The following is a 24217-nucleotide window of genomic DNA, read 5'->3' on the forward strand; positions in this document are numbered from 1 at the left end:
GGAGGCGGCAGCCATGGAAGCGGCTCGGCAAGAGGACACATGGGACGTGATCATCGTCGGCGCCGGCCCCGTGGGCCTGCTGATCGCCAATTACCTGGGCGGGCAGGGCCTGCGGGTGGCGGTGCTGGAGCGCATGCGCGAATTGATCGATTATCCGCGCGGCGTCGGCATGGACGACGAATGCCTGCGCTCCTTCCAGGCGGTGGGCTTGGCCGAGGCCGTGCTGCCGCATACGACGCCGCTGCACTGGCTGCGGTTCGTGACGGGCAGGGGCCGCACCCTGGCCGCCCTCGAGCCGGGCACGGATGAATTCGGCTGGTCCCGGCGCAACGGCTTCATCCAGCCGCTGGTGGACCGCGTCCTGTTCGACGGGCTTGCGCGCTACCCCGGCGTGAGCGTGCATTTCGGGCACGAAGTCGAAGCAGTGCAGCAGGACGAGAACGGCGTGGCCATTACCACGCAAGCCGACGGCGTCCGGCACCGCTTCAGCGCCCGCTACGCCGTGGGTTGCGACGGCGGACGCAGCACAGTCAGAAAAGCGCTGGGCATACCCTTCGAGGGCAAGACCGAGCCGAACCGCTGGATCGTGGTCGACCTGAACAACGACCCACTCGCCACGCCCCATGCCTGGGTCTATTGCAAGCCGTCGCGTCCCTACGTCTCGATCGCCCTGCCCCATGGTGTGCGGCGCTTCGAGTTCATGCTCTTCGACAAGGAAGCCGAGGGCGACACGGTGCCCGAACCCATTCTGCGCGCCATGCTGGCCGAGGCCGGCTGCGATCCGGACCGGGTCGACATCATCCGCGCGCGCGTCTATACGCACAGCGGCCGGCTGGCCGCGCGCTTTCGCGACCGCCGCATTCTGCTGGCGGGCGACGCGGCCCACATCATGCCCGTCTGGCAGGGCCAGGGCTACAACAGCGGCATACGCGACGCCACCAATCTGTCGTGGAAGCTGGCGCTGGTGCTGAAGGGCATCGCCGGCGACAGCCTGCTGGACAGCTACGAGGACGAACGCAGGGCGCACGCGAACGCGATGATCGGCCTCTCGGTAATGGCGGGCAAGGTCCTGTCCATCACCAACCCTGCGGCCGCCGCGCTGCGAGACGCCTTTTTCCTCATGCTGAACATCATTCCGCCGGTCAAGCGCTACATCGTGGGCATGCGGTTCAAGCCCATGCCCAGGTATCGCCATGGCGCCCTGGTCTACCCGAACGGCGTCGACATGAACTCGCCGGTGGGCACCCTGTTCATTCAGCCCCGCGTCGCGCCGGCGCCCGCGGAGGAGCCGGTGCTTCTGGACGAGGTGCTGGGCGATTCTTTCGCCATACTGTGCTGGGGCATCGATCCGTCGTACTGGATGTCGGAGCAGACGCGGACGCTATGGAAGAAGCTGGACGCCCGCCTGATCTCGGTCTGGCCCGCCACCCAGCTTGGCTACCAGCTTGCGCGCGAGGGCCCCGGCGTGCAGCCCGTCGCCGATGTTTCCGGCCGCCTGAAAGCCTGGTTCGACCGGCATGGCCGCGGCGTGGTCTTCCTGCGCCCGGACCGTTTCATCGCCGCCCTGTGCGGACCCCAGCAGATCGACGCGACGACCCAGGCCCTTCGGGCGGCGTTGAAACTCGACGAGGGAGGACGCCCATGAACCCCATGCTTCTGCAATGCCTGTCGCATACGCCCCTGATGGGCCGCCTGCATCCCGGCCGGGACATCGAGGACGAGGTGAAGCAGGCCATACAGCGCCTGCGCGAGTCCTTGGCACAGTTCGAGCCCGAGGTCATATTCCTGTTCGGGCCGGATCACTTCAACGGTTTCTTCTACGACCTGATGCCGCCGTTCTGCATCGGCGCGAGCGCCTCGTCCATCGGCGACTATGGATGCCCGAAGGGGCCGTTGAACGTGCCGGCCGATGTCGCCGTGCAGTGCGCGGAAGCCGTGCTGGCCCATGGCGTGGACTGCGCGATCTCCCACCGCATGCGCGTCGACCACGGTTTCGCCCAGCCGCTGCAGCTGCTGACGGGCGGGTTGGACCGCTACCCCGTGGTGCCCATCTTCATCAACTCGGTAGCGGCCCCGCTTCCCTCGGCGCACAGGGCACGGCTTCTGGGCGAAGCCGTGGGCCGCTTCGCCGCCTCGCTCGACCGGCGCGCCGTGTTCATGGCCTCGGGCGGGCTGTCGCACAACCCGCCTGTGCCCACCCTTGCGACGGCGCCCCCGGACATCGCAGAACGGCTGATAGACGGGCGCCACATCACCCCGGAACAGCGCGGCGAACGCGAAGCGCGGACGATCGACGCGGCGCGGCGGTTCGCGGCGGGCCAGTCGGACCTGCTCCCCATCAACCCCGAATGGGACAGGGACTTCCTCGACATCCTGGCGCAGCGGGACATGGCCGCACTGGACGCCCTGTCTAACGCGGAGATCACGGCCAAAGCGGGCAACTCGGGGCATGAAGTCAAATCCTGGATAGCGGCCAACTCGGCAATGGCCGCGGGGACCGGCGGCCAATACCGCGTGCGCCCGGAATATTATCGGGCGATTCCTGAATGGATAGCCGGCTTTGCCACACTGCAAGGCGCAGTATGTCGTTGATGTGCATATAAACAAACCAAAGGAGACGAACCATGAAGGCATCCAGCAGATACCTGGCGCTGGCGTTCTGCGCAGTCCTTGCGCACGCCGCCCGGGCGGACATCAATATCGGCATCGTGGCCTCCGCGACGGGGCCCGCCGCGGCCCTGGGCACGGACATCCAGCGCACCGTCGGGCTGATGCCCGCGGAAGTCGCCGGCCAGAAGGTGAACTACACTTTTCTGGACGATGCCACCGACCCGACCACAGCGGTCAAGAACATTCACAAGCTGATCAACGAAAACAAGGTCGATGCCGTGATCGGGCCCAACACCGTGCCCAACTCGGCCGCCATGGCGCCCGTGGCGGCCGAAAACAAGACCCCCCTCGTATTGATTGCGCCCTATGCTCCTCCGCAAGACAAGCGCCACTGGGTCTTTCAATCCACGCAGGACGCCGGCCTGATGGTGGCGCGCATCGTCGAGGACATGGCCGACCGGAAAGCCAGAACCGTGGGCTACATCGGCTTTTCCGACAGTTGGGGCGACACCGCCTACAACGAACTGAAGAAGTCCGCGGACACGGCCGGCATCGAGATAGTCGCCAACGAACGCTACCAGCGTCCGGACACCAGCGTCACGGCACAAGTGCTGAAAATCCTGGCCGCCAAGCCGGACGCGGTCTTCGTCGGCGCTTCGGGCGCACCGGCGGCGCTGCCCCAGGCCCAGCTTCGGCAGCGCGGCTACAAGGGCCCCATCTACCAGTCCCATGGTGTCACCAGCAAGGACTTTCTGCGGGTCGGCGGCCAGAACGTCGAAGGCGCCCTCATTCCCGTCGGGCCGGTATTGGTGGCCGACCAGCTGCCGGACGACATGGCCAGCAAGAAGGTGGGCGTCGATCTGAACACGGCCTACGAGGACAAGTACGGGCCGGGGTCCCGCTCGACTTTTGCCGGCTCCACTTGGGACGCCTGGCTGCTGCTGCAAAACGCCATCCCCGCGGCGCTTCAGAAGGGCCGGCCCGGCACCGTCGAGTTTCGCACCGCCCTGCGCGACAGCCTGGAGAACACCCGCGACATGGTGGGCGTGAACGGCGTGTATAACATGAGCCCCAGCGATCACATCGGACTGGATGAGCGCGGCCGCGTCCTCATCGAGGTCCGGGACGGAAAATGGCGTTTCGTGAAGCCTTGAGCGATGCGCGCGTCCGGAGCGGTTCGGGAGCCGACCGGACGCCGGCGCCCATGCTCTCTCGTCGAGGCACGTAGGTTGCTGGCGCAACGATGGCTGCGTAATGGGACCGTCAAGCTGACGCCTTGCTGAACTTTCTCGCCGGCGTGCAGTCCCAAAGGTTGCAGCAGCTGAATCGTTCACGTCCAGCCTCTCGCCCATGGGCCCGCTCGCCGCGCTCATGCGATCGATGCTCCTCGTCCTTGCAAGGAATGCATGACCGTCCGCGACCTATCCCAGCCGCAGGCCCAGTTGTCCGTTTTCGACGCAGTCACGATCATGGTCGGCCTGGTCGTGGGCATCGGCATATTCCGCGCGCCCTCCATCGTGGCGGGCAGCGTCGATACAGAATGGATGTTCATCGCGGTCTGGGTGGTGGGCGGGCTGGTGACGCTGATCGGCGCCCTCTGCTATGCCGAACTGTCCGCAGCCCACCCCAACGCCGGCGGTGAATACCACTTCCTTTCACGCGCCTACGGCAGGTCGGTGGCCATGATGTTCGGCTGGGCCCGCTGCACCGTCATTCAAACCGGCGCCATCGCCGGGGTGGCCTTCATGCTGGGCGACTATCTCACCCAGGTCGCCCCCCTGGGCCCGCACAGCTCGGCGCTGTATGCGGCCATTGCCGTCATCCTGTTCACCGGCGTCAACGTCATCGGCACCACCCAGGGCAAGAACCTGCAGGTAGCGGTCACCTTCATCGAGATCGCGGCCATCGCCGCCATCATTCTGTTCGGCCTCCTGGGCTCCCCCGGAGAAGCCGGTCCGCCGGCATCCCACATTCCCTCCGAAACCGCCGCGCTGGGCATGGCCATGATCTTCGTCCTGCTGACCTACGGCGGCTGGAACGAAGCCGCCTACCTGGCGGGAGAGCTTCACGATGCGCCGCGCAACATCGTCAAGGTGCTTGCCCTGGGCACCCTGATCCTCGTCGTTCTGTATACGCTGGCCAATCTGGCCATGCTCAAGATACTCGGCCTGGAAGGGCTGCAAGGCTCCGACGCGGTGGCCGCGGACATGATGCGCAGCGTGGCCGGGCCGCCCGGCGAGATCCTCGTCACCCTGGCCATCGTAGTCGCGGCCGTCTCCACCCTGAATGCAACGATCTTCACCGGCGCCCGTGTGTTCTATGCCATGGGGCGCGACCTCGCGGTCATGCGCTGGCTGGGCAAATGGGACGGCCGCGGCAAGGCCCCGGTCAACGGGCAGCTTGCCCAGGCCGCGTTCGCGCTCGCCCTGATCGGCATGGGGGCGGCCACGCCCAACGGCTTCAAAGCCATGGTGGACTACACGGCGCCGGTATTCTGGGGCTTTCTGCTGATGGTGGGGCTGGGCCTGTTCATTCTGCGCTGGCGCTACCCCGGGCAGACGCTGCCGTTCCGGGTGCCGCTCTATCCCCTGACACCCGCCCTGTTCTGCCTGACCTGCCTGTACATGCTGCATGCCAGCCTGCGGCACACGGGCGCCTCGGCCTGGGTCGGGCTTGCCGTGCTGCTGGCCGGCCTGCCCATTCTTCTGCTCAAACGCAAGAACGACGCCGCGCCCACCGGCGAAACGGCCGATCGCAACAACACGGCCGCCCATCTCAGACACTGAAACCCGTTCCAGGAGATCCGCAATGAGAAGACGTCTACTCGACTATCTGGCATGCGCTTCATTGAGCGCTTTCCTTGCCGGCGAGCCCGCATGGGCGCAGTCCCCCGATGCCGAAGCGTCCAGCTACACGCCCACGGTGGGGCAGGTCGGCAAGGACGTCGTCTGGGTGCCCACGCCTCAGGACCTCGTCGACACCATGCTCGATATGGCCGAACTCAAGCCCGGTGACAAACTGGTCGACCTCGGCGCGGGCGACGGGCGCACCGTCATCTCGGCCGCGAAACGGGGGATTACGGCCCGCGGCATCGAATACAACCCCGAGCTGGTCACCTTGGCGCAGCGCGCGGCCAAGCAAGAAGGCGTAGCGGACCGCGCCTCGTTCGAGCAGGCCGACATCTTCGAGTCCGATTTTTCCGAAGCGACGGTCGTCACGCTCTTTCTGCTGCCCAGGCTGAACATGCGCCTGCGCCCCACCCTGCTCGACATGCCGCCGGGCACCCGCGTCATATCCAATTCTTTCACGATGGAAGACTGGACGCCCGATGAAACGCGCAAGGTCAACGAAGACTGCACCGGCCGCTGCATCGCCTACAAATGGGTCGTCCCCGCCAAAGTGGCGGGCACCTGGAATATGGACGGCAAAGAGCTCGTGCTGGCCCAGACCTTCCAGCAACTGGAAGGCGAGTTGCGCGACGGCGATCGCTCCATGCCCCTCAGCGACGCGCGCATGGACGGCGAAAAGGTGGCGTTCGATATGAACGGCCAGCACTACGAAGGCGAGGTCCGAGGCGACGAAATGCGGGGCACGGTCGATGGGAAACAGGCATGGAGGGCGCAGCGGGTGTCCTCGTCGGGATAAGGCCGCTCTCTTGATCGCACATGCCGCTTGCCCTATGATCCAGCATCCAGCAGGACGATTTCCCGTCCTGCCCGGCTGATCCCTGAAGGCAGAAACCATGAGCACGACTGTTCCGGGCCCCGATGGCCGGCCGCGCTGCCGCTGGTGCGCGGCGGCACCGGAATTCTTCCACTATCACGATACCGAATGGGGCTTCCCCGTGGACGACGACCGGCGCCTGTTCGAAAAGCTGTGCCTGGAGGGGTTTCAGTCGGGGCTTAGCTGGCGCACCATTCTGGCCAAGCGAGAGAATTTCCGTGCGGCTTTTCACGGCTTCGATTTCGACCGGGTGGCCCGGTTTGGCGAACGCGACGTGACGCGATTGCTGCAGGACGCCGGCATTGTCCGCCATCGCGGCAAGATAGAGGCCGCCATCCACAATGCGGGCCGCGCCCAGGAGATGGTCCGGCGCGAGGGTTCCCTGGCGGCGTTCCTCTGGCGCTACGAACCCGCGGCCGCCGGCGTGGCCGAGCCGCAAACCGTGTCCACGTCAGCCGAGTCGGTGGCGCTGTCGAAAGAGCTCAAGAAACTGGGCTGGAAGTTCGTCGGCCCCACGACGGTCTATGCCTTCATGCAGGCGATGGGCTTGGTCAATGACCATGCCCACGACTGCGTGGTCAGGGCCCAAGTCGACCAGGCCCGCAAGCGCTTCAAGCGGCCATAGCGCCTTCATACAAACGGCTTTGTACCCGCCGACTTCGGCGCCGCCGGGCGCCGGCTCACAATATTTCGTCGCTGCGCAGTCGCAAGGTAGCCCGGAACAGGCGCTGCTCTTCCTGCTCGATTTCCAGCAGGCTATGGCGTATGCCGCGGATGTGTTCACGCGCGGCGCGCCGGGCGGCGTCGGGCAGCCTGCCCGTCACCGCCTTGAACAAGCGGGCGTGATGGCGATCGATCTGCCGTTTGTGGGCCGAACGATGATAGAGGTTGCTGATCGACGCAAACACCGAACTGAGCATCAGATCGTTCAAGGAGCCCAGCGTGTGCACCAGCACCGGGTTGTGCGAGGCCTCGCAGATAGCCAGGTGAAATGCGTGGTCCAGCCGCGCATGCTCGGCGGCGTCGGTATCCTGGTCGCCCGCGGCGTTGAGTTCTTCGTAGCGGCGCTTGATCAGCACATGATCCGCCTGCGTGCCGCGCTCCGCAGCCAGGGCGGCGGATTCGGCCTCGAGGAATTCCCTGACTTCGAGCAAGTCGTACAAGGTGCGGGGCTGAGTCGTCAAAAGGTGCAGCATGGGGGTCTGGCCGTTCTCGGCCAGCAGATTGGCCACCACCGAGCGCTTGCCCTGGGCTGTGCGGATCAGCCCGCGGCCGCGCAGCAGCTTGAGGCCCTCGCGCAGGGCCGAACGCGATACGGCCAATCTTTCTGTCAGATAACGCTCGGAAGGCAGCGGTTGGCCGGGCTTCAGGACGCTGTCGCTGATCAGGCGCTCGATGCGTTCGGCCACCCTGTCGGCGACGCGGCTTCCCTCGGGCGAGCCCGGCTGTTTCGTAGTATTCATAACTGGTATGACAAGTTCGATGCAACGCAGATATCTGCAATCTGCACAGGTCTATTATCCTTGATATTAAGCGTTTAAATTAGTATAGACCGCTTCCCGCTCTCATAAAAACTGGTCTGACCAGTATATTTGTCGATAGACTTTTACCCCGCCATGCACGACGATTCAGGTTTACAACACTGAATGAGTCTTGCGGCAGCCGCCGCTTTCCGCAAGGCTTTTCCACCAGGTTTGGCAATGAGCTATCTTTACGATGAGCGCGTGGACGGCGCACTTCCCCATGTCGACAAGCAGCGTGTCCTGGAAGACCTGCGCAGCGCGGTTTCGGGCCTGAAGATACTGCATGAGCCCGAGGCCTTGCGCCCTTTCGAGTGCGACGGCCTGTCGGCCTATCGCAGCACCCCCATGCTGGTCGTGCTGCCCGACACCATAGAGCAGGTCCGGGGCGTACTGCGCTTCGCCTCCGAGCACGGTGTTCCCATCGTCACGCGGGGCGCGGGCACCGGCCTGTCGGGCGGGGCGATGCCGCTCGAAAAAGGCATTCTGCTCGTCATGTCGCGCTTCAATCGCATCTTGTCGATCGACCCCGACGCCGGCATCGCACGCGTCCAGCCGGGCGTGCGCAACCTGGCCATTTCCGAGGCGGCCGCCGCATACGGCCTGTATTACGCGCCCGATCCTTCTTCGCAGATCGCCTGTTCCATCGGCGGCAATGTGGCGGAGAACGCCGGCGGCGTGCACTGCCTGAAGTACGGACTCACCCTGCACAACATCCTGCAGGTCACCGTGCTGACGATCGATGGCGAAGAACTCGTCCTGGGCTCCGAGGCTTTCGATGCGCCGGGCTTCGATCTGGTCGCTCTGTTCACGGGGTCGGAGGGGCTGCTGGGCGTCATCACCGAGGTGACGGTCAGGCTGCTTTCCAAGCCCCAGTGCGCCAAAGTGCTGCTGGCCAGCTTCGACAGCGTTGAGAAGGCGGGCGCCACGGTGGCCCGCCTCATCGGCGCAGGCATCATCCCCGCCGGCCTGGAAATGATGGACAACCTTTCCATCCGGGCCGCCGAGGACTTCATCGGCGCGGGCTACCCCGTGGATGCGCAGGCCATGCTGCTGTGCGAGCTGGACGGCGCCGAACTGGACGTCGACGAGGACGTTGCGCGGGTCGAGCAGATGCTGCGCGACTCGGGCGCCGTCGAAGTACGGGTGGCGCAGAACGAAGCCGAGCGCCAGCGCTTCTGGGCGGGCCGCAAGAATGCATTTCCCGCAGTGGGCCGGATATCGCCCGACTACTACTGCATGGACGGCACGATTCCGCGCCGCGCCCTGCCCACGGTGCTGACGCGCATCGCCGAACTGTCGGAGACCTACGGCCTGCGCGTGGCCAATGTCTTCCACGCCGGCGACGGCAACCTGCATCCGCTCATTCTGTTCGATGCCAACACCCCCGGCGAGATGGACCGCGCCGAGAAGATCGGCGCCAAGATCCTGGAGCTATGCGTCGAGGTGGGCGGCACCATCACGGGCGAGCACGGAGTGGGCCGCGAGAAGATCAACCAGATGTGCGCCCAGTTCAACAGCGAGGAGCTGGAGTTCTTCCACAGCCTCAAAGCCGCGTTCGACCCCGACACGCTGCTCAACCCGGGCAAGAACGTGCCCACCTTGAACCGCTGCGCCGAATTCGGTTCCATGCACATCCACGCGGGTCAGTTGCCCCACCCCGAACTGGAGCGATTCTGATGTCCAGCGCCATCCCCCAGCACGACGACACGGCGCATCTGCTCGAGCAGGTACGCAGCGCCATGCAATGCGGCCGAGCCCTGCGCATCCGCGGCGCGGACAGCAAGGCCTTCCTGGGCCGGCGGGTCGACGCCGAAGAGCTCGACACCCGCTCGCACAGCGGCGTCGTCCACTACGATCCCACCGAGCTGGTCGTCACCGTGCGGGCCGGCACCCGCGTCAGCGACTTGAATGCGCTGCTGGCCGCCGAAGGCCAGAACCTGCCGCCCGAAGCGCCCGATTTCGACGGCCGCGCCACGGTCGGCGGCATGGTCGCCAGTGCGCTGGCCGGGCCGCGCCGCCCCTGGGCCGGCTCGGTACGCGACTTTGTGCTCGGAACCCGCGTCATCACCGGGCAGGGCCGGCACCTGCGCTTTGGCGGTGAAGTCATGAAGAACGTGGCGGGATACGACTTTTCGCGGCTGCTGGCCGGCAGCCACGGCTGCCTGGGGCTGATCACCGAAGTATCGCTCAAAGTGCTGCCCCTGCCGCGCCGGGCATGCAGCCTGGCCCTGGACGTGGATGCCGCAACGGCAATGGACATGCTGACGCGGTGGCGCCGCGACGACCTGCCCGTCAGCGGCGCTTTCCACTGGAAGCAGCGCCTGCATGTCCGCCTGGAAGGCGGCGAGGCGACCGTGGACGCCGCCCGCGCGCGCCTGGGCGGCGATGAAATCGACCCCGCCATATGGACCGATCTGCGCGAACGCAAGCTTGCTTTTTTCGACACGAGCCTTCCGCTCTGGCGTCTTTCCGTGCCCTGGCAGACAAGACTGGAGCCGCTTCCCGGCGACACGCTGCTCGACTGGGCGGGCGCGCAGCGATGGCTGGCCAGCGATGCGCCGGCCCAAAGCATCCGGCGGGTCGCCGCCGCGCTCGGCGGCCACGCCACCTGCTACACGCCCGGCATCGACGACACCCCGTTCCAGCCACTGCCCGAGGTCCTCGTGCGCTTTCATCGGCGATTGAAAGCCCAGGTGGACCCTCACGGCATATTCAACCACGGCCGCATGTACGCCGGCCTGTAGAAACCACCATGCAAACCAATCTGAGTGAACGGTCGAAGAAACTGCCGCGCGCCGACGAAGCGGAACGCATCTTGCGAAGCTGCGTTCACTGCGGCTTCTGCAACGCCACCTGTCCCACCTACCAGGTGCTGGGCGACGAGCTGGACGGCCCGCGCGGACGCATCTATCTGATCAAGAGCCTGCTGGAGGGTGGCGAGGCGACGGCCCGCACGCAACAGCATCTGGACCGCTGCCTGACCTGCCGCAACTGCGAAACCACCTGTCCCTCGGGCGTGGAGTATCACACGCTGCTGGACATCGGCCGCGAGGAAATCGAGCGGCGCGTGCGGCGGCCCCTGCCCCAGCGCCTGCTGCGCGAAGGCCTGCGCCAGGTCGTGCCGCGCCGCCGGGTATTCGGCGCGCTGCTGCGGCTCGGCCAGGCCGTGCGAGGGCTGCTGCCGGACGCTATCCGGGCCAAGGTGCCCGCGCAGGCGCCCGCGCCGGGACACCGGCCCGCGCCGCGCCACGCCCGCCGCATGCTCATGCTGGAGGGCTGCGTCCAGCCTTCGCTTTCACCGAACACCAACGCGGCCACGGCCCGGGTGCTCGACCGCCTCGGCATCAGCATCGTCGATGCGGATCGCGCAGGCTGCTGCGGCGCCACCGACTATCACCTGAACGACCAGCAAAAAGGCCTGGACCGCGCACGCCGCAACATCGATGCCTGGTGGCCGGCCATCGAGGCCGGGGCCGAGGCCATCGTGCAGACCGCCAGCGGCTGTGGCGCCTTCGTGAAGGAATACGGCCATCTGCTGCGCCACGACCCCGCCTATGCGGACAAGGCCAGGCGGGTCAGCGAACTGGCCCGGGACGTGGCCGAGGTGCTGCGCGCCGAGCCGACCCAAGACCTGGGTTCGGGCACAGCCAGGATCGCCTTCCACTGTCCCTGCACGCTGCAGCATGCGCAGAAGCTGGGCGGCGCGGTGGAAGACATCCTGAGCCGCTTCGGCTTCGATCTGACGCCGGTGCCGAATGCGCATCTGTGCTGCGGTTCGGCCGGCACCTACTCCATTACGGAGCCGGAGCTTTCCAACACTTTGCGCCGCAACAAGGTCGATGCGCTGGAAAGCGGCGGCCCCGAACTCATCGCCACGGCCAACATCGGCTGCCAGACGCATCTGGCGGGCGCGGCCCATGTGCCGGTGCGCCACTGGATAGAACTGGTCGACGCCCATCTTCCGCCACAGCCGGCCACTTGATCGGAAGGGCGGCTACTAGGGCCGTCAACTCCTGCTCGCCCGGGGCATTTGGTTCTTTAAGCGCTGCCGGAGGCGATGCTGTTTAGGCCAGGCGGTCGGGCGGTCCGAGGCAGCGCCCTCCAACGCCTGGCCTAAACAGCATCGCCTCCAGCAGCTTGCATTGACGGCTCACCACGAACGCAACGGAAAGCCGATATGCTTTCGATACGCCCTGATCGCAGGGGGCCGGCTTGCCGGCCTGTAGGGCTTGCCCAAACATGAGCCGCTGGATCGGGGCGCTCAAGGACCCAAAGAAACTATCGACAAGCAATAAAGCAACGCTCAAGAGCCGGACGGGACGGGCCTTACCAGCGGCGCGCTGATCCTGTGCTCGCACACGTCGGCGATCAGGTCGCGCAACCAGCGATGCAGAGGATTGTTGTGGGTGCGGTCGTGCCACATCAGCACCACATTGATCGGCGCCAGCTTGAGCGGCGGCTCGAAGATGCGTATGGCCGCCAGGTCGATGAACTTCTGCGCAATGCGTTCGGGCAAGGTCGCGATCATGTCCGACTGGGCGATCAGGAAAGGCACGCCCATGAAGGTGGGCTTGGAAAGCACGATGCGGCGCTGGCAGCCCGCATTGCGCATGGCGCCGTCGATCAGGGCGTTGTACATGTCGGCGCCTTCGGCGGGCTTGACCGCCACGTGGGCGCATTCGCAATAGCGTTCGAGCGACAAGGGCCGCTCGAAAAGCGGATGTTCGGCGCGCGCAATGCCCACCATACGGTCCGAAAACAGGGGCCGGGTACGCACATTGTCGGGCGGCGCGGGAAAGTAGGTCAGCGCCATGTCTATCTCGCCGCTGCTCATGACTTCGGCCAGCCGGCGGGGATTGGGGCCGACGATGCTGAGCGACACATTCGGGGCCTGCCGCTGCAGCTCGTTCATCAGCCGCTGCATGACGACGAAATCGATGTAGTCGATCACGATCATGGTGATGGTTTCGCGCGCCAGCGCCGGATCGAAGGGCTGCTGTTCGTGGATCAGCATGTCCAGGCTGCGCAGTATCTCTTCGATCTGAGGCATCAGGTAGCGCGCCCGTTCCGTGGGCACCAGGCCCTTGGCCGACTTGACCAGCAAGGGGTCATGGAACATCACGCGCAGCTTTGACAAGGCCAGGCTCATCGACGACTGGCTGATGTCCAGGCGGTAGGCGGCGCGCGTGACGTGGCATTCGCGCATGAGCGCATCGAACGCCACGAGCAGATTCAGATCGGTACCCCGAAGGTTCACTGTCGGTCTCCTGATGCCCTCGCGGCCGTCAGGCGGCAGGACGCTTGTGCGCCGCACCAACGAGGAATCGATATCGACTATCGGCGGGACGAATTGTAGCAAGCCCGGTGCTGGGGTTTAATTTTCTCAGGCCGCTCAAAGCGGCGCATAAAGATAACGATCGCGGAGACAAGCACAGCGGCGACCGCCGCTGTTTCCCCCGCACCCTGCAGTCCAGGACATCGAGCACCCGAGCCGGATGACCGATGGACAGTCATTTTTTTTCAGGAGCAAGCCACTCATGAGTATTCCGACCATTCGCGTCACCCGTGAAGAAATGCGCAAGCGCGTCGCGCTGTTCAGCGAGCTCAAGGGGTTCGACGGAGGGTTGCCGGACAGCACCTATCCCAGCGCCAAGCGCACTCTGTACAACATTCTCGGCTTCCAGCCGCCCGAGGCGGACAATCACAGCGTCACCTCGCCGCTGGGAGACGAAGCCGCCAAGAGCGCGGCCATCAAGGTGAACGAAGGATTCAACCTCGGCTTCGTCGAAGCGGCGCCCGGCAAGGGCCCGATGATGCACAACCACGACACCAACGAAACCTTCATGCCCTTCTCCGGCCGCTGGCGCTGTTCATGGGAGGTCGACGGACGGACCGAGTCGTTCGAACTGGGTCCCCGCGACACCATCTCCTTCCCCGCCGGCGTCAACCGCCGGTTCGAGAACATTACGCACGAAGAGCCGGACAACACCCATTGGCTGCTCGTCATCGTCAGCGGCAATGCGCCCAAGGCCGAGTTCTCGCCCGGCTCCATGGAAGAGCTGCGCGACAAGGGCTATCTTCAAGAGGAATCGGGCCGATGAGCGCCACCTTGCTCGACAAGCTCGCCGACCTGGAGTCCCGCTACGCATGGAACACGCTCACGGTCGATGGCCATGAATGGCGCTGGCTGGATACGGGCGGCGCCGGCAATGCCGTGGTGCTGCTGCCCGGTTCAGTGGGCGACGGGGCCATGTTCGTCTCGACCCTGCTGTCGCTGGGCGAGCGGCTGCGGCTGGTGGCCGTCACCTATCCGGCCGAAGCCGATCCGGCCGCGCTGGCCGACGGCCTGGCACAGGTGATGGACCACATCGACCTGCCCGCCGCCGTCATCGTCGGCTCTTCGTTCGCCGCCTACTGGGCGCAGCATTTCGCGCTCCGTCATCCGCAGCGGGTGCGCTCCCTGGTCATCGGCAACGGCTTCACCGACGGCTCGGACCTGGCCGAGAATCCGCTCTTCGATCGCCAGTACGTCGAGCATGTTGCGCCTGGCGAGCTGCATGCGCAATGGCTCGAACGCATCCGCAGCGCCCCCGCCTCCGAACTGGCGCTGCTGCAGGAGGTCATGCTGGCTCAACGGCAAAGCGCCGAGAATCTGCACGCCCGCTTTCTGGGCGTGGTACGGTCCACGCCTAGCCCGGCGCTGCCGATTCCGGCCTCGCGCATCACCGTGCTCGACTGCGAAGACGACCCGCTGATTCCGCCGGCCGCGCGCGCCCGGCTGCGTTCGAACTATCCCGAAGCCCGGCACACGACGCTCGAACGGGGCGGGCACTATCCCCACCTGCTCAATCCAGAGGGATACGAAGCAGTGCTCTTGCGCTGCGCAAGCTGAAAGCAAACATAAACACAAGTACACAAGTACGCGAACACTACTGGAGACACATCGATGAAAGCCTTTTACTGTCTGGCGGCCGCCGCCCTCTCTGTCGCAATGTCCAGCGCCCATGCCGACACTTTCCGCCTGCGCATGGGCGGCGGGCACACCACCGGCCTTACCTACGTGAAGGTGTACGACACCTTCTTCGCCGATGAAGTCAGCAAGCGGGTCAAGGAACGCACCGGGCACCAGGTCCGCTTCATCAAGGCCTGGGGCGGCAGCGTCGCCAAGGTGGACGGCGCGATCGAGGCGGTGCAGAACGGCACCCTGGACATCGGCCTCTCGCCCATCGGTTTCGAGCAATCGCGCGCCGGCCTGCTCAACTACAGCGCCTATATCCCCTTCACCACGCCCGACCCCACCGTGCAGGCGGCAGTGTCCAACCGGATGATCAAAGAGGTCCCCGCCCTGCAGGAAAGCATGAAGCGCTACAACAGCTACGTGCTGGGCGCCATGGTGTCCGAGGCCTACGGCACGGCGACGACCTTCGACTGGAACACGGTGGAAGGCCTGAAAGGCAAGCGCATCGCGCTGGCGGGCACCAATGCGCCGCTGTTCATGGCGGTGGACGCCGTGCCGGTCACGCTGGGCATCGGCGAGCACTACCAGGCCATGCAGACCGGTCTGGCCGACGGCAGCCTGTTCTACATCTCGGGCATGGAAGCCTTCAAGCTGAAGGAAGTGGCCAAGTACTTCAACAAGTCCGGCTTCGGCTCGCTGAGCACCCTGGTCGCCTTCATGAGCCTGAGCACGCGCGAGAAGCTGCCCGATGAAGTGGTGGCCATCATCGACGAAGTCGCGCTCGAGGCCGCCGTCAAGGTGGGCGAGCTCAGCAAGCAGCGCGATCAGGACGTTGAGGCCAAGCTGAAGAGCGAAGGCATCACCGTCAACACGCTGCCGCTCGAAGAGCGCCGCAAATGGGCTGAAGCGGTCAAGGACCTTCCCGTCCGGGCGGCCAAAGAACTCGACGGCAAGGGCTTTCCCGCCACCGAGGTGTTCAAGACCTACATCCGCTTTCTGGAAGAGGCCGGCTACACCTTCCCCGTCGACTACCAGCTCTGAGCCGGGGCGGCGCCATCAACGGGTCAACAGGGGTACACATGAAGCAATGGATCGATCGCGCCCTGCTCGGGCTGCACGTGGCGGGCGCATGCCTGCTCATCGCGCTGACGCTGCTCATCTTCTATGACGTGGCGGGCCGCCTGTTCTTCAACCGGCCGTTCGCCGGCACGGCCGAAGTGGCGGGCGTGGGGCTGGTGCTGCTCACCTATCTGCAGACGCCTTACGTCATCCGCCATCGCAAGCTGCTGCGGGTCACCTTCTTCATCGACCGCGTGCCGGCGGCGCTGCGCAGCCAGCTCAATGCGCTCGCCTACCTGTTCGGCGGCGTGTTCTTCATCGGCATGGCCCTCGTGTCGTGGGAGCCCGCCCTCGTCGGCTGGGCGTCCGGCGAGTTCTACGGCAACGATGCCTTCCGGGTCCCGGCATGGCCGCTGCGCTTCGGCACGCTGATCCTGTGGATCATCAGCGGCCTGGTCTGCATCGGCTTCGTGGCCGAAGGCCTGCGCGGCAGGCTCACCCGGAAAGACGACGACGCTCTACCAGAATAAGGAACAACGATGGATATGGGAATGTGGGGAGGTCTGATCGCGCTGTTCGTCTGCGTGCTGATCGGCATACCCGTTGTGTTTTCTTTCGCCGCCGCGGCGGGCTTCGGCCTGTATTTCGTGCTGGGCGGCTTCGAGCCGACGATCAGCCTGCTAGAGCGCACGGCGATCTCCGGCATCAGGGAGTACAACTTCGTCGTCATCCCTCTCTTTACCGTAATGGGCATGCTCATCGCGCACTGCGGGGCGGCCACCGACCTGTTCCGGGTCGTGAACCGCCTGCTCAAGGGCATACCGGGGCGGCTTGCAGTCGCGACAGTGGGCGGAAACGCCGTCTTCGCCGCCGTGACGGGCGTAGGCGTGGCCGCGGCCGCCGCCTTCAGCCACGTCGCCTATCCCGTCATGCGCGACCATCGCTATCAGCCCAGCTTCGCGGTGGGATGCATAGCAGGAAGCTCCGTGCTGGGCCTGCTGATACCGCCGTCGGTGTTCATGATCGTGTGGGCCATTCTTACCGAACAGTCCGTCGGCATCCTGTTCGCCGCGGGGGTATTTCCGGGCATCGTGCTGGCCCTGCTCTACGCGCTGTACTGCATCGTCTACGCCAAGATGTTCCCCGCCGCGGCCGGCGAAGGGTCCGGCGACCAGGACAATTCGCCGCTGACCCGCTCCAATGTGCTGGGCTCGCTTGGCGTGGGCGTACTGATCGTGGTCACCCTGGGCGGCATCTGGTGGGGCTATTTCACGCCCACGGAAGGCAGCGCCGTGGGGCTGCTGGGCGCGGCGGTGCTCGCCGTCGCCAAGGGCATGCGGGTGCGCGGCCTGTTCCATGCCTGCATCACCGCCGGCCAGACCGTCACGCCCATCATGCTGCTGCTGATGAGCGCCGTCATCTACAGCAAGCTCATGGCGCTCAACGGCGTGCCGCAGGAAGTGCAGTACCTGCTCGAGGAAATGGGGCTGGGGCCCGCCGGCACGATGCTGTTCATGGCGGTGGTCTGGTTCGTTCTCGGCGCCCTGCTGGACAGTATTTCCATCATGCTGCTGACCGTGCCCATCTTCTGGCCCATCGCCACCGCCCTGGGCTTCGATCCCATCGTGTTCGCGCTGATCGGCATCCTGGTCATCGAGGCCGGTGTACTTACTCCGCCCTTCGGCATAGGCGTCTTTGTCGTCAAGGCGGCCATCCCCGACCGCAACATACGCATCGGCGAGATATTCAAGGGCGCGGCGCCCTACTGGGTGCTGATCCTGCTGGTCGCCTGGTTGATCTACGAAGTACCCGCCATCGCCACCTGGCTGCCGGGCAAGGTGATGTCCTGAAGCACGGTGCCGGCTGCGCCGCCTCGCCGCGGCCCGGCCGGCCGGGGCAATGCGCTATTTCCCGCCCAAGCCCAGGCGCTGGTGCCACTGGGCGATGGACTCCTCGGGATAGCCGTCGAAATACTGGTCGCCGGCGCGCTCGTCCACCTCGACCCAGGGCGCCTTGAACTCCAGCATCAGGTGCGTGTGCTCGGGCGGGACGGGCAGGGGCGTGTCGATGGCCGAGGCGAAAGGATGTATCAGCTCGGGCCAGCTGGGGTCGTACAGCCACAGCGCGCTGCCGCACAGCTTGCAAAAGTGGCGCTCGCCGGTGCTGATCTTGGCGTCTGCCTGCCCCGGCGGGCCCATCTTCGCATGATAGACACTGATGTGGTCGCGGCCGCTGACGCTGAGCGATCGGGCGTCGCCGCCCAGATTGACGGCGTAGCCTCCGCCGCCCTGCGTCTTGCGGCAGATGGAGCAATAGCAGCGCTGATAGGGATGGGGCGTGGTGCTTTCCAGGCTGAACCGCACCGCGCCGCAATGGCATGAACCTTGTAGCTGCATGGCTGGACCTCCTTGGGAACACTATACACCCGGCTGCGGCCTGTGCCGAGGAGGCGCCGCCAGCGTCTAGCGCCGCTTGCCCCGCTGCCGCCGTGCCCGAACGACGCGCCCGGGCTCGCCCTTCAATGTCCTACGGACAGCGGCATATCGGGCGCACCCGCATAAAAGACCATCAATACGACGGGCTCGTCGCCGGTGATGCCGCGATGAGGCGTGTCGACCATTTCGGCCAGCACTTGTCCGGCGCCCAGGGTCTGCTTCCGGCCATCGGCCTGCTTCTCGACGACGATCTGGCCCGACACCACGTAAGCGGCATTGGGCATGGGGTGGGTGTGCCAGGGCAAGGTGGTGTGCGGCGGGATGGTAAGCCTGACCACCGTGAGTTCGGGCCGGCCTTCGGGATAAGCCGCGTAAGCGACGCCGTCCCACGAGGAGTCGGCCTTGAGCAGCGTTTCGACCTGGATGCCCGACGCCGCCGGCGCTGTAGCGCCGGCGGCGGCCTGCGCGGCGGATGCATCGGGTTCGCCGGCGGGCTGCGATGTTTCGTGCGCGGCGGCGGCGCCGAACATGACCATGCCCGCCATCGCCCAGGCCGTGACGTTGCGTGCCCGTATCCTCATCCCTACCCCCCAAAGCGCGTAATGAAAGCCAATCGCTGCAAAAGACACAAGATACTACGGGCTGCAACCTCAGGACCACGGTGAATAGACGCCATAAACAGGCCCTTTCCGTTCTTTTCCGGCTCCGGGCCGCCCGCTTCGCCCGTTTCCCGCTTGGGCGAGCCGCAATTAGCCGACTCATCGATCGCTTAAGGAGAAACACCTTTACCCAGCAAAGATTCTGGAATCACCCTAGTATTTCCCCTAATACCATGGAATATCGCTATTTTCCTCTTGACCCGGCATACTCCCCGCAACTATTATTCGACCAATGAGTCTATTAATTAAATGAGATCGGCGCAGCCCGGAGAGAACATGAACGCGCAGGAGAAGTGGATCAAGACCTTCGAAACGATTTTCCGCCGCTGCAAGGTGGAAGCGAACGAGGTCGTGCGCATTCTGGCCGAGACCGACAGCCGCGCCATCAACCTGCATCTGGCCGAACTGGCCCTGGCGCGGCTGGGCGCCGTGCCGGTGCGCATCACCGTGCCTTCGCTGCCCGTCGATACCCCTGTGCCGGTACGCTCCACCGGGGCGTCGCACGTCATCCGCAACATGGCGCCGGTGATGCAGGCGCTGTCGGGGCCCGGCCTGGTGGTCGACCTGACCGTCGAGGGGCTGCTGCATGCGCCCGAGCTGCCCGCCATCCTGGAGTCGGGCGCCCGGCTCATCATGATCAGCAACGAACATCCCGAGATCCTCGAGCGCCTCACCACCGACCTGGACATGACCCGCAAGGTCAAGAACGGCGTGCGGATGCTGGCCGGCGCCAAGGCCATGACCGTCGCTTCCGAGGCGGGCACCCGGCTCGACATCCGGCTCGAAGGCGCAAGGGTGGGCGGGGTATGGGGCGGCGCCGACCGGCCCGGGCTGGTGCAGCACTGGCCCGGCGGCCTGTGCCTGGCCTTTCCCAAGGCGGGAGCCGTAAACGGCACGCTGGTCATGGACGTCGGCGATGTGAACCTCACCTTCAAGCGCTACCTCGAAAACCCCATCACCCTGCATATCGAGAACGACTACATCACCCGCATCGAGGGCAGGAATCTGGACGCCGAACTCATGCGCAGCTATCTGGAAGCCTGGAACGACCGGGACGCCTATGCCGTCAGCCACGTCGGCTGGGGCATGAACCCGATGGCGCGCTGGGACGCCCTGCAGATGTTCGACAAGAACGACACCAACGGCACGGAACTGCGCGCCTTCGCAGGCAATTTCCTGTATTCGACCGGCGCCAACGACATGGCGGGACGCCACACGCAGGGGCATTTCGACCTGCCCCTGCGGCGCTGCACCGTCGCCCTGGACGGGCTGACCCTGGTCGATGCGGGCAAGCTGTGCGAGGTGTTCGAGTGAACGCCCTGCCCGCCTGGCTGGCCAGCGGCCGGGGCGGCATCCCGCTGGTCATGCTGCACGGCATGGGGTCGACCGCCAGCATCTGGCTGCCCCAGCTCGAACACTTCGGCCGCACGCGCCTGACGGTGGCCTGGACCATGCCCGGCTACGGACCCGAGCCCGCATCCGCGGCGCCAAGCTGGGAAGGCCTGGCCGACGCGCTGCGCGCAATGCTGGATGCCCTGGAGATCGGCCGGGCCCACATCCTGGGCCATTCCATCGGCGGCATGATCGCGCAGGAGTTCTACCACCGCCATCCGCAACGCGTGCAAAGCCTCGTTCTTTCGGCCACCAGTTCCGCATTCGGCAGCACCGACGCCGCCTGGAAAGAAGCGTTTCTGCGCCAGCGCACCGACGCCATGCAGCCCTACGAGCACTTTGCCGATGCCGCCCCCACGCTCCTGGACGGCTTCATGAACCCCGCCACGCCGTCCGCCCTGCGCGCGCTGGCCGAACTTTCCGCCAGCGGCATCGACAAACAGCGCTACCTCGACGCCATGCGGCTTCTGGTCACCTTCGACCGCCGGGCCGACTTCCAGCGCATCGACGTTCCCGTGCTGCTGCTGGCGGGCGAACACGACACCCAGGCGCCGCCCAAAGGCATGCAGCGGCTGGCGCAAAGCGGCGCCAACGCGCGCTTCCAGGAACTGCCCGCCCTGCGCCACATGGCGAACATCGAGTCGCCGGGCACATTCAACCAAGCTGTCGACGCATTCCTGGCAGCGCAACATCAGGTCACCGAGTCATGAATATTCAAAAAGAGCCCTTCATGGACAGCAGCTACCTCCAGCAATATGCCAAGTCCGCCGACGACAGCACCCTGTTCGACGGCGCCGCGCTTACCGACAAGCAAAGAGCGCTGATCGCCAAGGTGGACGAGTACGGCATCGCCTGGGCCGAGCGCGCCTTCAAGCACGATCGCGAAGCCAGCTTCCCCATGGACAATTACAAAGACCTGCATGAAATGGGGTTTCTGGGGCTGTGCGTACCCGAACGGCTGGGCGGCCTGGGCGCCGACTACCGGACCTACATGCTGGTCGCCTCGCGCATCGCCTACTACTGCGGCTCCACGGCCAACACCTTCAACATGCACAATGCGAACTCGCTGTGGACCGCCGACATGGTCGACGACATGAGGCTGACCGACGAGCAACGCGCCAGCCATGAGCGCAACCGCGCTCTGCACTACGGCAACATGCTGCAGGGCAAGATCTACTCTCAGCCCTTCTCCGAAGGCAGCGGCGCCGCGGCCGGCAAGCATCCCTTCGGCACCATCGCCAAGCGCCAGGACGGCGGCTGGCTGATCAACGGCAAGAAGATCTTCGCCTCGCTGTCGGGGTCGGCCGACTACTATGGCGTGCTGTGCACCGAGGACGTGTCCGAGCCCACCTATGCCAACACGATGTTCATCGCCGTGCCGGCCGACGCCCAGGGCGTGTCCATCGTGGGCGACTGGGATCCGCTGGGCATGCGCGGCACCGTTTCGCGCTCGCTGCTGTTCAAGGACGTATTCGTGCCCGACACCGCCGAAATGATGCCCCGGGGCGTGTACATCAAGGCCGCCGCCCGGTATCCGCACATGTTCATGACGCTTACGCCCTGCTATATCGGGCTGGCCCAGGCCGCCTACGACTTTTCCGTCGCCTACCTGCGCGGCGAAGTCGAGGGCGTGAACGTGAAGCGACGCATGTACCCCACCAAGCAGGTGGGCATCGCCCAGATGTACATTAAGCTGCAGCAGGCCTGGGCGCTGTTCCATCGCGTGACGTCCGAGTTCAAGGCCAACCCATCGCGCGGCGAGCGCATGCGCGCCTATGCCTGCCAGCACACCATCATGGAATACTGCGCCGAAATCGCCTCGGCCGCCGTGCGCGTCTGCGGCGGCCAGGCCATGCTCAAGACCTTTCCGCTCGAGCGCATGTTCCGCGACAGCCGCTGCGGCGCGCTGATGCTGCCCTGGACGTCGGAAATCTGCATCGACAGGCTGGGCCACGGCCTGCTCTACAACGAAGGCGAACGCGACTGAGCGGCCGCCGGCCACGAACCGAAGGAGGCTCGCCACGGCGAGAGACGACCATCATGCTACAAGCCCAGACCGCCATGCCCGCGCCCGCGGCACAGCCCAAGCCCGAGCTGCGCCACGCCTTCGGGCGCTTCGCCACCGGCATTGCCGTCATCACCACGCTGGACGAGCACGGCAGGCCCTACGGCCTCACCGTCAATTCGTTTTCGAGCGTGTCCATGGCGCCGCCCATGATCAGCTGGAACGTCATCCGCGGCTCGACCGCCCATGCCACCATCAGCCGGGCCGGCCGCTTCATCGTCAACATCCTGGCCAAGCACCAGCGCGACGTCGCCCAGCAAATGACGGGGCCGATCGAACACCGCTTCGCCGGCGTGCCGTATCATGCATCTTCGTCGGGTCTGCCCATCATCAGCGACACGCTGGCGACCTTCGAATGCGAGACGCATTCGATGATCGCGGCGGGCGACCATGATATCGTCCTGGGTACGGTCAAGCAGTTCGAACACCGTGACGGCCGGCCGCTGGTCTACTGGCGGGGCGGCTACGCCACCGCCATGGCCTGCGACGCCGATCACTAGGACACCCTTTTAAAGCAGTACTTGATCGAAGTTCCTTCATTTCAGTATAAAAATCGGAGACAAGCATGAACTACCGAAAACTGTTCTCGACTCTGGCCGCGGGCCTGGCCCTGGCGGCGACTTCGGCGGCGGCCCAGGCCCAAGTCAAGATCGGCGTCATATCGTCCAATACCGGCCCGGTGGCGCTGATCGGCATTCCCCAGAAAAACACGGTACCGCTGCTGCCCAAGGAAATCGGCGGCCAGCAGGTCCAGTACATCGCCTATGACGACGGCAGCGACCCTTCCAACACCGTCACCCTGGTCAAGAAGCTCATCACCGAGGACAAGGTCGATGCCATCGTCGGCCCCTCGAGCTCGCCCAACGCCATGGCGGCGCTCGACTTCGTGGCCGAGGCCAAGATGCCCCTGCTCGCGCCGGTGGGCACCATCGCCATCGTGCTGCCCATGGACGACAAGCGCAAATGGGTGTTCAAGACCACTCAGAACGACGGGTTGGTCGCCGACAAGCTCGTCGGCCACATGGTCAAGAACGGCGTCAAGACACTGGGCTTCATCGGCACCGGCGACACCTTCGGCGAAACCTGGTACGGGGTCATGCAGGACAAGCTCAAGGGCACGGGCATCGAGATCGTGGCCAACGAACGCTTCAAGCGGCCCGATACCTCGGTCACCGGCCAGGCCCTGCGCGTGCTCAGCGCCAAGCCCGACGCCGTCCTCATCGCCGCGCCCGGCGGTCCCTCCGTGCTGCCCGAGGCCACGCTCAAGGACATGAACTACAAGGGCACCTTCTATCAGACGCACGGCGCGGCCCTGAACGAGTTCCTGAAGCTGGGCGGCAAGAAGGTCGAAGGCACCATCGTGGCCGGCAGCGTCATGCTCGTGCCCGACCAGGCGCCCGACAGCAACCCCGCCAAGAAGGTGGCGCTGGAATACATCAATGCCTACAAAGCCATGCACGGCAGCGAACCGGCCACTTTCGGCGGCAATATGTATGACGCCGGCCTGCTGCTTCAACAGGCCATCCCCGAAGCGCTCAAGAGCGCCAAGCCGGGCACGGAAGAGTTCCGCGTGGCTTTGCGCGACGCGCTCGAGAAGGTCAAGGACCTGGCCGGCACCCAGGGCATCTACAACATGACCCCCGAAGACCACAGCGGCTTCGACGAGCGCGGCGTCGAGCTGCTCACCGTCAAGGACGGCAACTGGCAATTGATCCAGTAATCCGCCCGCATTCCACCCTCAAGCCATGGCCCAGGACCTGTTAACAGGCCCTGGGCGGCCATGGCTCTCTTCC

General features: G+C 65.5%; 23 protein-coding genes. 19 read left to right on the forward strand and 4 right to left on the reverse strand.

Annotation, left to right across the window (positions count from 1 at the left end; genetic code table 11):
* Window positions 1-13: 13 nt before the first annotated feature.
* The 6 genes from CSC67_RS03315 (at window position 14) to CSC67_RS03340 (ending at window position 6958) form a co-directional block, all read left to right on the forward strand.
* Entirely contained in the window at window positions 14-1645 is a 1632-nt protein-coding gene (locus tag CSC67_RS03315) for a bifunctional 3-(3-hydroxy-phenyl)propionate/3-hydroxycinnamic acid hydroxylase (protein ID WP_118993070.1), read from the forward strand.
* Window positions 1642-2592, forward strand: coding sequence for a 3-carboxyethylcatechol 2,3-dioxygenase (locus CSC67_RS03320; protein WP_118993071.1), 951 nt, complete (start codon window positions 1642-1644; stop codon window positions 2590-2592). The genes CSC67_RS03315 and CSC67_RS03320 overlap by 4 nt, the downstream gene beginning before the upstream one ends.
* Window positions 2593-2624: 32 nt before the next feature.
* Complete coding sequence (locus CSC67_RS03325; protein ID WP_118993072.1) at window positions 2625-3764, forward strand: ABC transporter substrate-binding protein; 1140 nt, start codon at window positions 2625-2627, stop codon at window positions 3762-3764.
* Window positions 3765-4016: 252 nt separating this feature from the next.
* Window positions 4017-5396 (forward strand): APC family permease, encoded by a 1380-nt coding sequence (locus tag CSC67_RS03330; RefSeq protein WP_118993073.1) that lies wholly within the window; start codon window positions 4017-4019, stop codon window positions 5394-5396.
* 22 nt (window positions 5397-5418) lie between these two features.
* Window positions 5419-6255, forward strand: a complete 837-nt coding sequence (locus CSC67_RS03335) for an SAM-dependent methyltransferase (RefSeq protein ID WP_118993074.1) — start codon at window positions 5419-5421, stop codon at window positions 6253-6255.
* Between the two features lie 97 nt (window positions 6256-6352).
* Window positions 6353-6958, forward strand: a complete 606-nt coding sequence (locus CSC67_RS03340; RefSeq protein WP_118993075.1) for a DNA-3-methyladenine glycosylase I — start codon at window positions 6353-6355, stop codon at window positions 6956-6958.
* 55 nt (window positions 6959-7013) lie between these two features.
* Here the strand turns inward: CSC67_RS03340 and glcC are convergent, their stop codons facing one another.
* Window positions 7014-7796, reverse strand: a complete 783-nt coding sequence (gene glcC / locus CSC67_RS03345; RefSeq protein ID WP_118993076.1) for a transcriptional regulator GlcC — start codon at window positions 7794-7796, stop codon at window positions 7014-7016.
* Between the two features lie 237 nt (window positions 7797-8033).
* Between glcC and glcD the strand changes: the two genes are divergently transcribed.
* The 3 genes from glcD to glcF are packed head-to-tail and all read left to right on the forward strand — an operon-like array spanning window position 8034 to window position 11838.
* Entirely contained in the window at window positions 8034-9533 is a 1500-nt protein-coding gene (glcD, locus tag CSC67_RS03350) for a glycolate oxidase subunit GlcD (RefSeq protein ID WP_118993077.1), read from the forward strand.
* Window positions 9533-10600: a glycolate oxidase subunit GlcE gene (glcE, locus tag CSC67_RS03355; protein WP_118993078.1), complete on the forward strand. Its 1068-nt coding sequence runs from the start codon at window positions 9533-9535 to the stop codon at window positions 10598-10600. Before glcD ends, glcE begins: the two co-directional genes overlap by 1 nt.
* 8 nt (window positions 10601-10608) lie before the next feature.
* Complete coding sequence (gene glcF / locus CSC67_RS03360; protein WP_118993079.1) at window positions 10609-11838, forward strand: glycolate oxidase subunit GlcF; 1230 nt, start codon at window positions 10609-10611, stop codon at window positions 11836-11838.
* Window positions 11839-12159: 321 nt separating this feature from the next.
* Here the strand turns inward: glcF and CSC67_RS03370 are convergent, their stop codons facing one another.
* Entirely contained in the window at window positions 12160-13113 is a 954-nt protein-coding gene (locus CSC67_RS03370; RefSeq protein WP_118993081.1) for a LysR family transcriptional regulator, read from the reverse strand.
* 280 nt (window positions 13114-13393) lie between these two features.
* Between CSC67_RS03370 and CSC67_RS03375 the strand changes: the two genes are divergently transcribed.
* From CSC67_RS03375 to CSC67_RS03395, 5 genes are read left to right on the forward strand one after another with little or no spacing between them, the layout of a single operon-like run.
* Window positions 13394-13957 (forward strand): cupin domain-containing protein, encoded by a 564-nt coding sequence (locus CSC67_RS03375; protein ID WP_118993082.1) that lies wholly within the window; start codon window positions 13394-13396, stop codon window positions 13955-13957.
* Complete coding sequence (locus CSC67_RS03380; RefSeq protein WP_118993083.1) at window positions 13954-14748, forward strand: alpha/beta fold hydrolase; 795 nt, start codon at window positions 13954-13956, stop codon at window positions 14746-14748. Before CSC67_RS03375 ends, CSC67_RS03380 begins: the two co-directional genes overlap by 4 nt.
* A gap of 54 nt (window positions 14749-14802) precedes the next feature.
* Window positions 14803-15855 carry a TRAP transporter substrate-binding protein DctP gene (gene dctP, locus CSC67_RS03385; protein ID WP_118993084.1) on the forward strand — a complete coding sequence of 351 codons (1053 nt, stop codon included), beginning with the start codon at window positions 14803-14805 and terminating at the stop codon, window positions 15853-15855.
* A gap of 38 nt (window positions 15856-15893) precedes the next feature.
* Window positions 15894-16403 (forward strand): TRAP transporter small permease, encoded by a 510-nt coding sequence (locus CSC67_RS03390; RefSeq protein WP_118993085.1) that lies wholly within the window; start codon window positions 15894-15896, stop codon window positions 16401-16403.
* A gap of 21 nt (window positions 16404-16424) precedes the next feature.
* Window positions 16425-17723, forward strand: coding sequence for a TRAP transporter large permease (locus CSC67_RS03395; protein WP_167752734.1), 1299 nt, complete (start codon window positions 16425-16427; stop codon window positions 17721-17723).
* Window positions 17724-17777: 54 nt separating this feature from the next.
* Here CSC67_RS03395 and CSC67_RS03400 read toward each other — a convergent pair whose 3' ends face one another.
* Entirely contained in the window at window positions 17778-18269 is a 492-nt protein-coding gene (locus tag CSC67_RS03400) for a GFA family protein (protein WP_118993087.1), read from the reverse strand.
* 122 nt (window positions 18270-18391) lie between these two features.
* The gene (locus tag CSC67_RS03405) at window positions 18392-18889 is read right to left on the reverse strand and encodes a cupin domain-containing protein (protein ID WP_245220103.1); all 498 of its coding nucleotides are present in this window, start codon (window positions 18887-18889) and stop codon (window positions 18392-18394) included.
* 354 nt (window positions 18890-19243) lie between these two features.
* On the opposite strand from CSC67_RS03405, the gene CSC67_RS03410 reads away from it, so the two are divergent.
* The 5 genes from CSC67_RS03410 to CSC67_RS03430 all read left to right on the forward strand — a co-directional run bounded on the left by CSC67_RS03410 (window position 19244) and on the right by CSC67_RS03430 (window position 24144).
* Window positions 19244-20281 (forward strand): 2,5-dihydroxypyridine 5,6-dioxygenase NicX family protein, encoded by a 1038-nt coding sequence (locus tag CSC67_RS03410; protein ID WP_118993193.1) that lies wholly within the window; start codon window positions 19244-19246, stop codon window positions 20279-20281.
* Complete coding sequence (locus tag CSC67_RS03415; RefSeq protein WP_118993089.1) at window positions 20278-21069, forward strand: alpha/beta fold hydrolase; 792 nt, start codon at window positions 20278-20280, stop codon at window positions 21067-21069. Before CSC67_RS03410 ends, CSC67_RS03415 begins: the two co-directional genes overlap by 4 nt.
* Complete coding sequence (locus tag CSC67_RS03420; protein ID WP_118993090.1) at window positions 21066-22346, forward strand: acyl-CoA dehydrogenase family protein; 1281 nt, start codon at window positions 21066-21068, stop codon at window positions 22344-22346. Before CSC67_RS03415 ends, CSC67_RS03420 begins: the two co-directional genes overlap by 4 nt.
* Before the next feature lie 53 nt (window positions 22347-22399).
* Window positions 22400-22924, forward strand: a complete 525-nt coding sequence (locus CSC67_RS03425) for a flavin reductase family protein (RefSeq protein ID WP_118993091.1) — start codon at window positions 22400-22402, stop codon at window positions 22922-22924.
* 65 nt (window positions 22925-22989) lie between these two features.
* Window positions 22990-24144, forward strand: a complete 1155-nt coding sequence (locus tag CSC67_RS03430) for an ABC transporter substrate-binding protein (protein ID WP_118993092.1) — start codon at window positions 22990-22992, stop codon at window positions 24142-24144.
* Window positions 24145-24217 lie beyond the last annotated feature (73 nt).

The sequence above is a fragment of the Pusillimonas caeni genome (assembly GCF_003545815.1).
In the GTDB taxonomy this organism is placed as follows: domain Bacteria; phylum Pseudomonadota; class Gammaproteobacteria; order Burkholderiales; family Burkholderiaceae_B; genus Pusillimonas; species Pusillimonas caeni.

Coding starts and splice junctions, on each gene's coding strand:
- CSC67_RS03315 (WP_118993070.1), top strand. CDS start 14: ATGGAAGCGGCTCGGCAAGAGGACACATGGGACGTGATCATCGTCGGC.
- CSC67_RS03320 (WP_118993071.1), top strand. CDS start 1,642: ATGAACCCCATGCTTCTGCAATGCCTGTCGCATACGCCCCTGATGGGC.
- CSC67_RS03325 (WP_118993072.1), top strand. CDS start 2,625: ATGAAGGCATCCAGCAGATACCTGGCGCTGGCGTTCTGCGCAGTCCTT.
- CSC67_RS03330 (WP_118993073.1), top strand. CDS start 4,017: ATGACCGTCCGCGACCTATCCCAGCCGCAGGCCCAGTTGTCCGTTTTC.
- CSC67_RS03335 (WP_118993074.1), top strand. CDS start 5,419: ATGAGAAGACGTCTACTCGACTATCTGGCATGCGCTTCATTGAGCGCT.
- CSC67_RS03340 (WP_118993075.1), top strand. CDS start 6,353: ATGAGCACGACTGTTCCGGGCCCCGATGGCCGGCCGCGCTGCCGCTGG.
- glcC (WP_118993076.1), bottom strand. CDS start 7,796: ATGAATACTACGAAACAGCCGGGCTCGCCCGAGGGAAGCCGCGTCGCC.
- glcD (WP_118993077.1), top strand. CDS start 8,034: ATGAGCTATCTTTACGATGAGCGCGTGGACGGCGCACTTCCCCATGTC.
- glcE (WP_118993078.1), top strand. CDS start 9,533: ATGTCCAGCGCCATCCCCCAGCACGACGACACGGCGCATCTGCTCGAG.
- glcF (WP_118993079.1), top strand. CDS start 10,609: ATGCAAACCAATCTGAGTGAACGGTCGAAGAAACTGCCGCGCGCCGAC.
- CSC67_RS03375 (WP_118993082.1), top strand. CDS start 13,394: ATGAGTATTCCGACCATTCGCGTCACCCGTGAAGAAATGCGCAAGCGC.
- CSC67_RS03380 (WP_118993083.1), top strand. CDS start 13,954: ATGAGCGCCACCTTGCTCGACAAGCTCGCCGACCTGGAGTCCCGCTAC.
- dctP (WP_118993084.1), top strand. CDS start 14,803: ATGAAAGCCTTTTACTGTCTGGCGGCCGCCGCCCTCTCTGTCGCAATG.
- CSC67_RS03390 (WP_118993085.1), top strand. CDS start 15,894: ATGAAGCAATGGATCGATCGCGCCCTGCTCGGGCTGCACGTGGCGGGC.
- CSC67_RS03395 (WP_167752734.1), top strand. CDS start 16,425: ATGTGGGGAGGTCTGATCGCGCTGTTCGTCTGCGTGCTGATCGGCATA.
- CSC67_RS03400 (WP_118993087.1), bottom strand. CDS start 18,269: ATGCAGCTACAAGGTTCATGCCATTGCGGCGCGGTGCGGTTCAGCCTG.
- CSC67_RS03405 (WP_245220103.1), bottom strand. CDS start 18,889: ATGAGGATACGGGCACGCAACGTCACGGCCTGGGCGATGGCGGGCATG.
- CSC67_RS03410 (WP_118993193.1), top strand. CDS start 19,244: ATGAACGCGCAGGAGAAGTGGATCAAGACCTTCGAAACGATTTTCCGC.
- CSC67_RS03420 (WP_118993090.1), top strand. CDS start 21,066: ATGAATATTCAAAAAGAGCCCTTCATGGACAGCAGCTACCTCCAGCAA.
- CSC67_RS03425 (WP_118993091.1), top strand. CDS start 22,400: ATGCTACAAGCCCAGACCGCCATGCCCGCGCCCGCGGCACAGCCCAAG.
- CSC67_RS03430 (WP_118993092.1), top strand. CDS start 22,990: ATGAACTACCGAAAACTGTTCTCGACTCTGGCCGCGGGCCTGGCCCTG.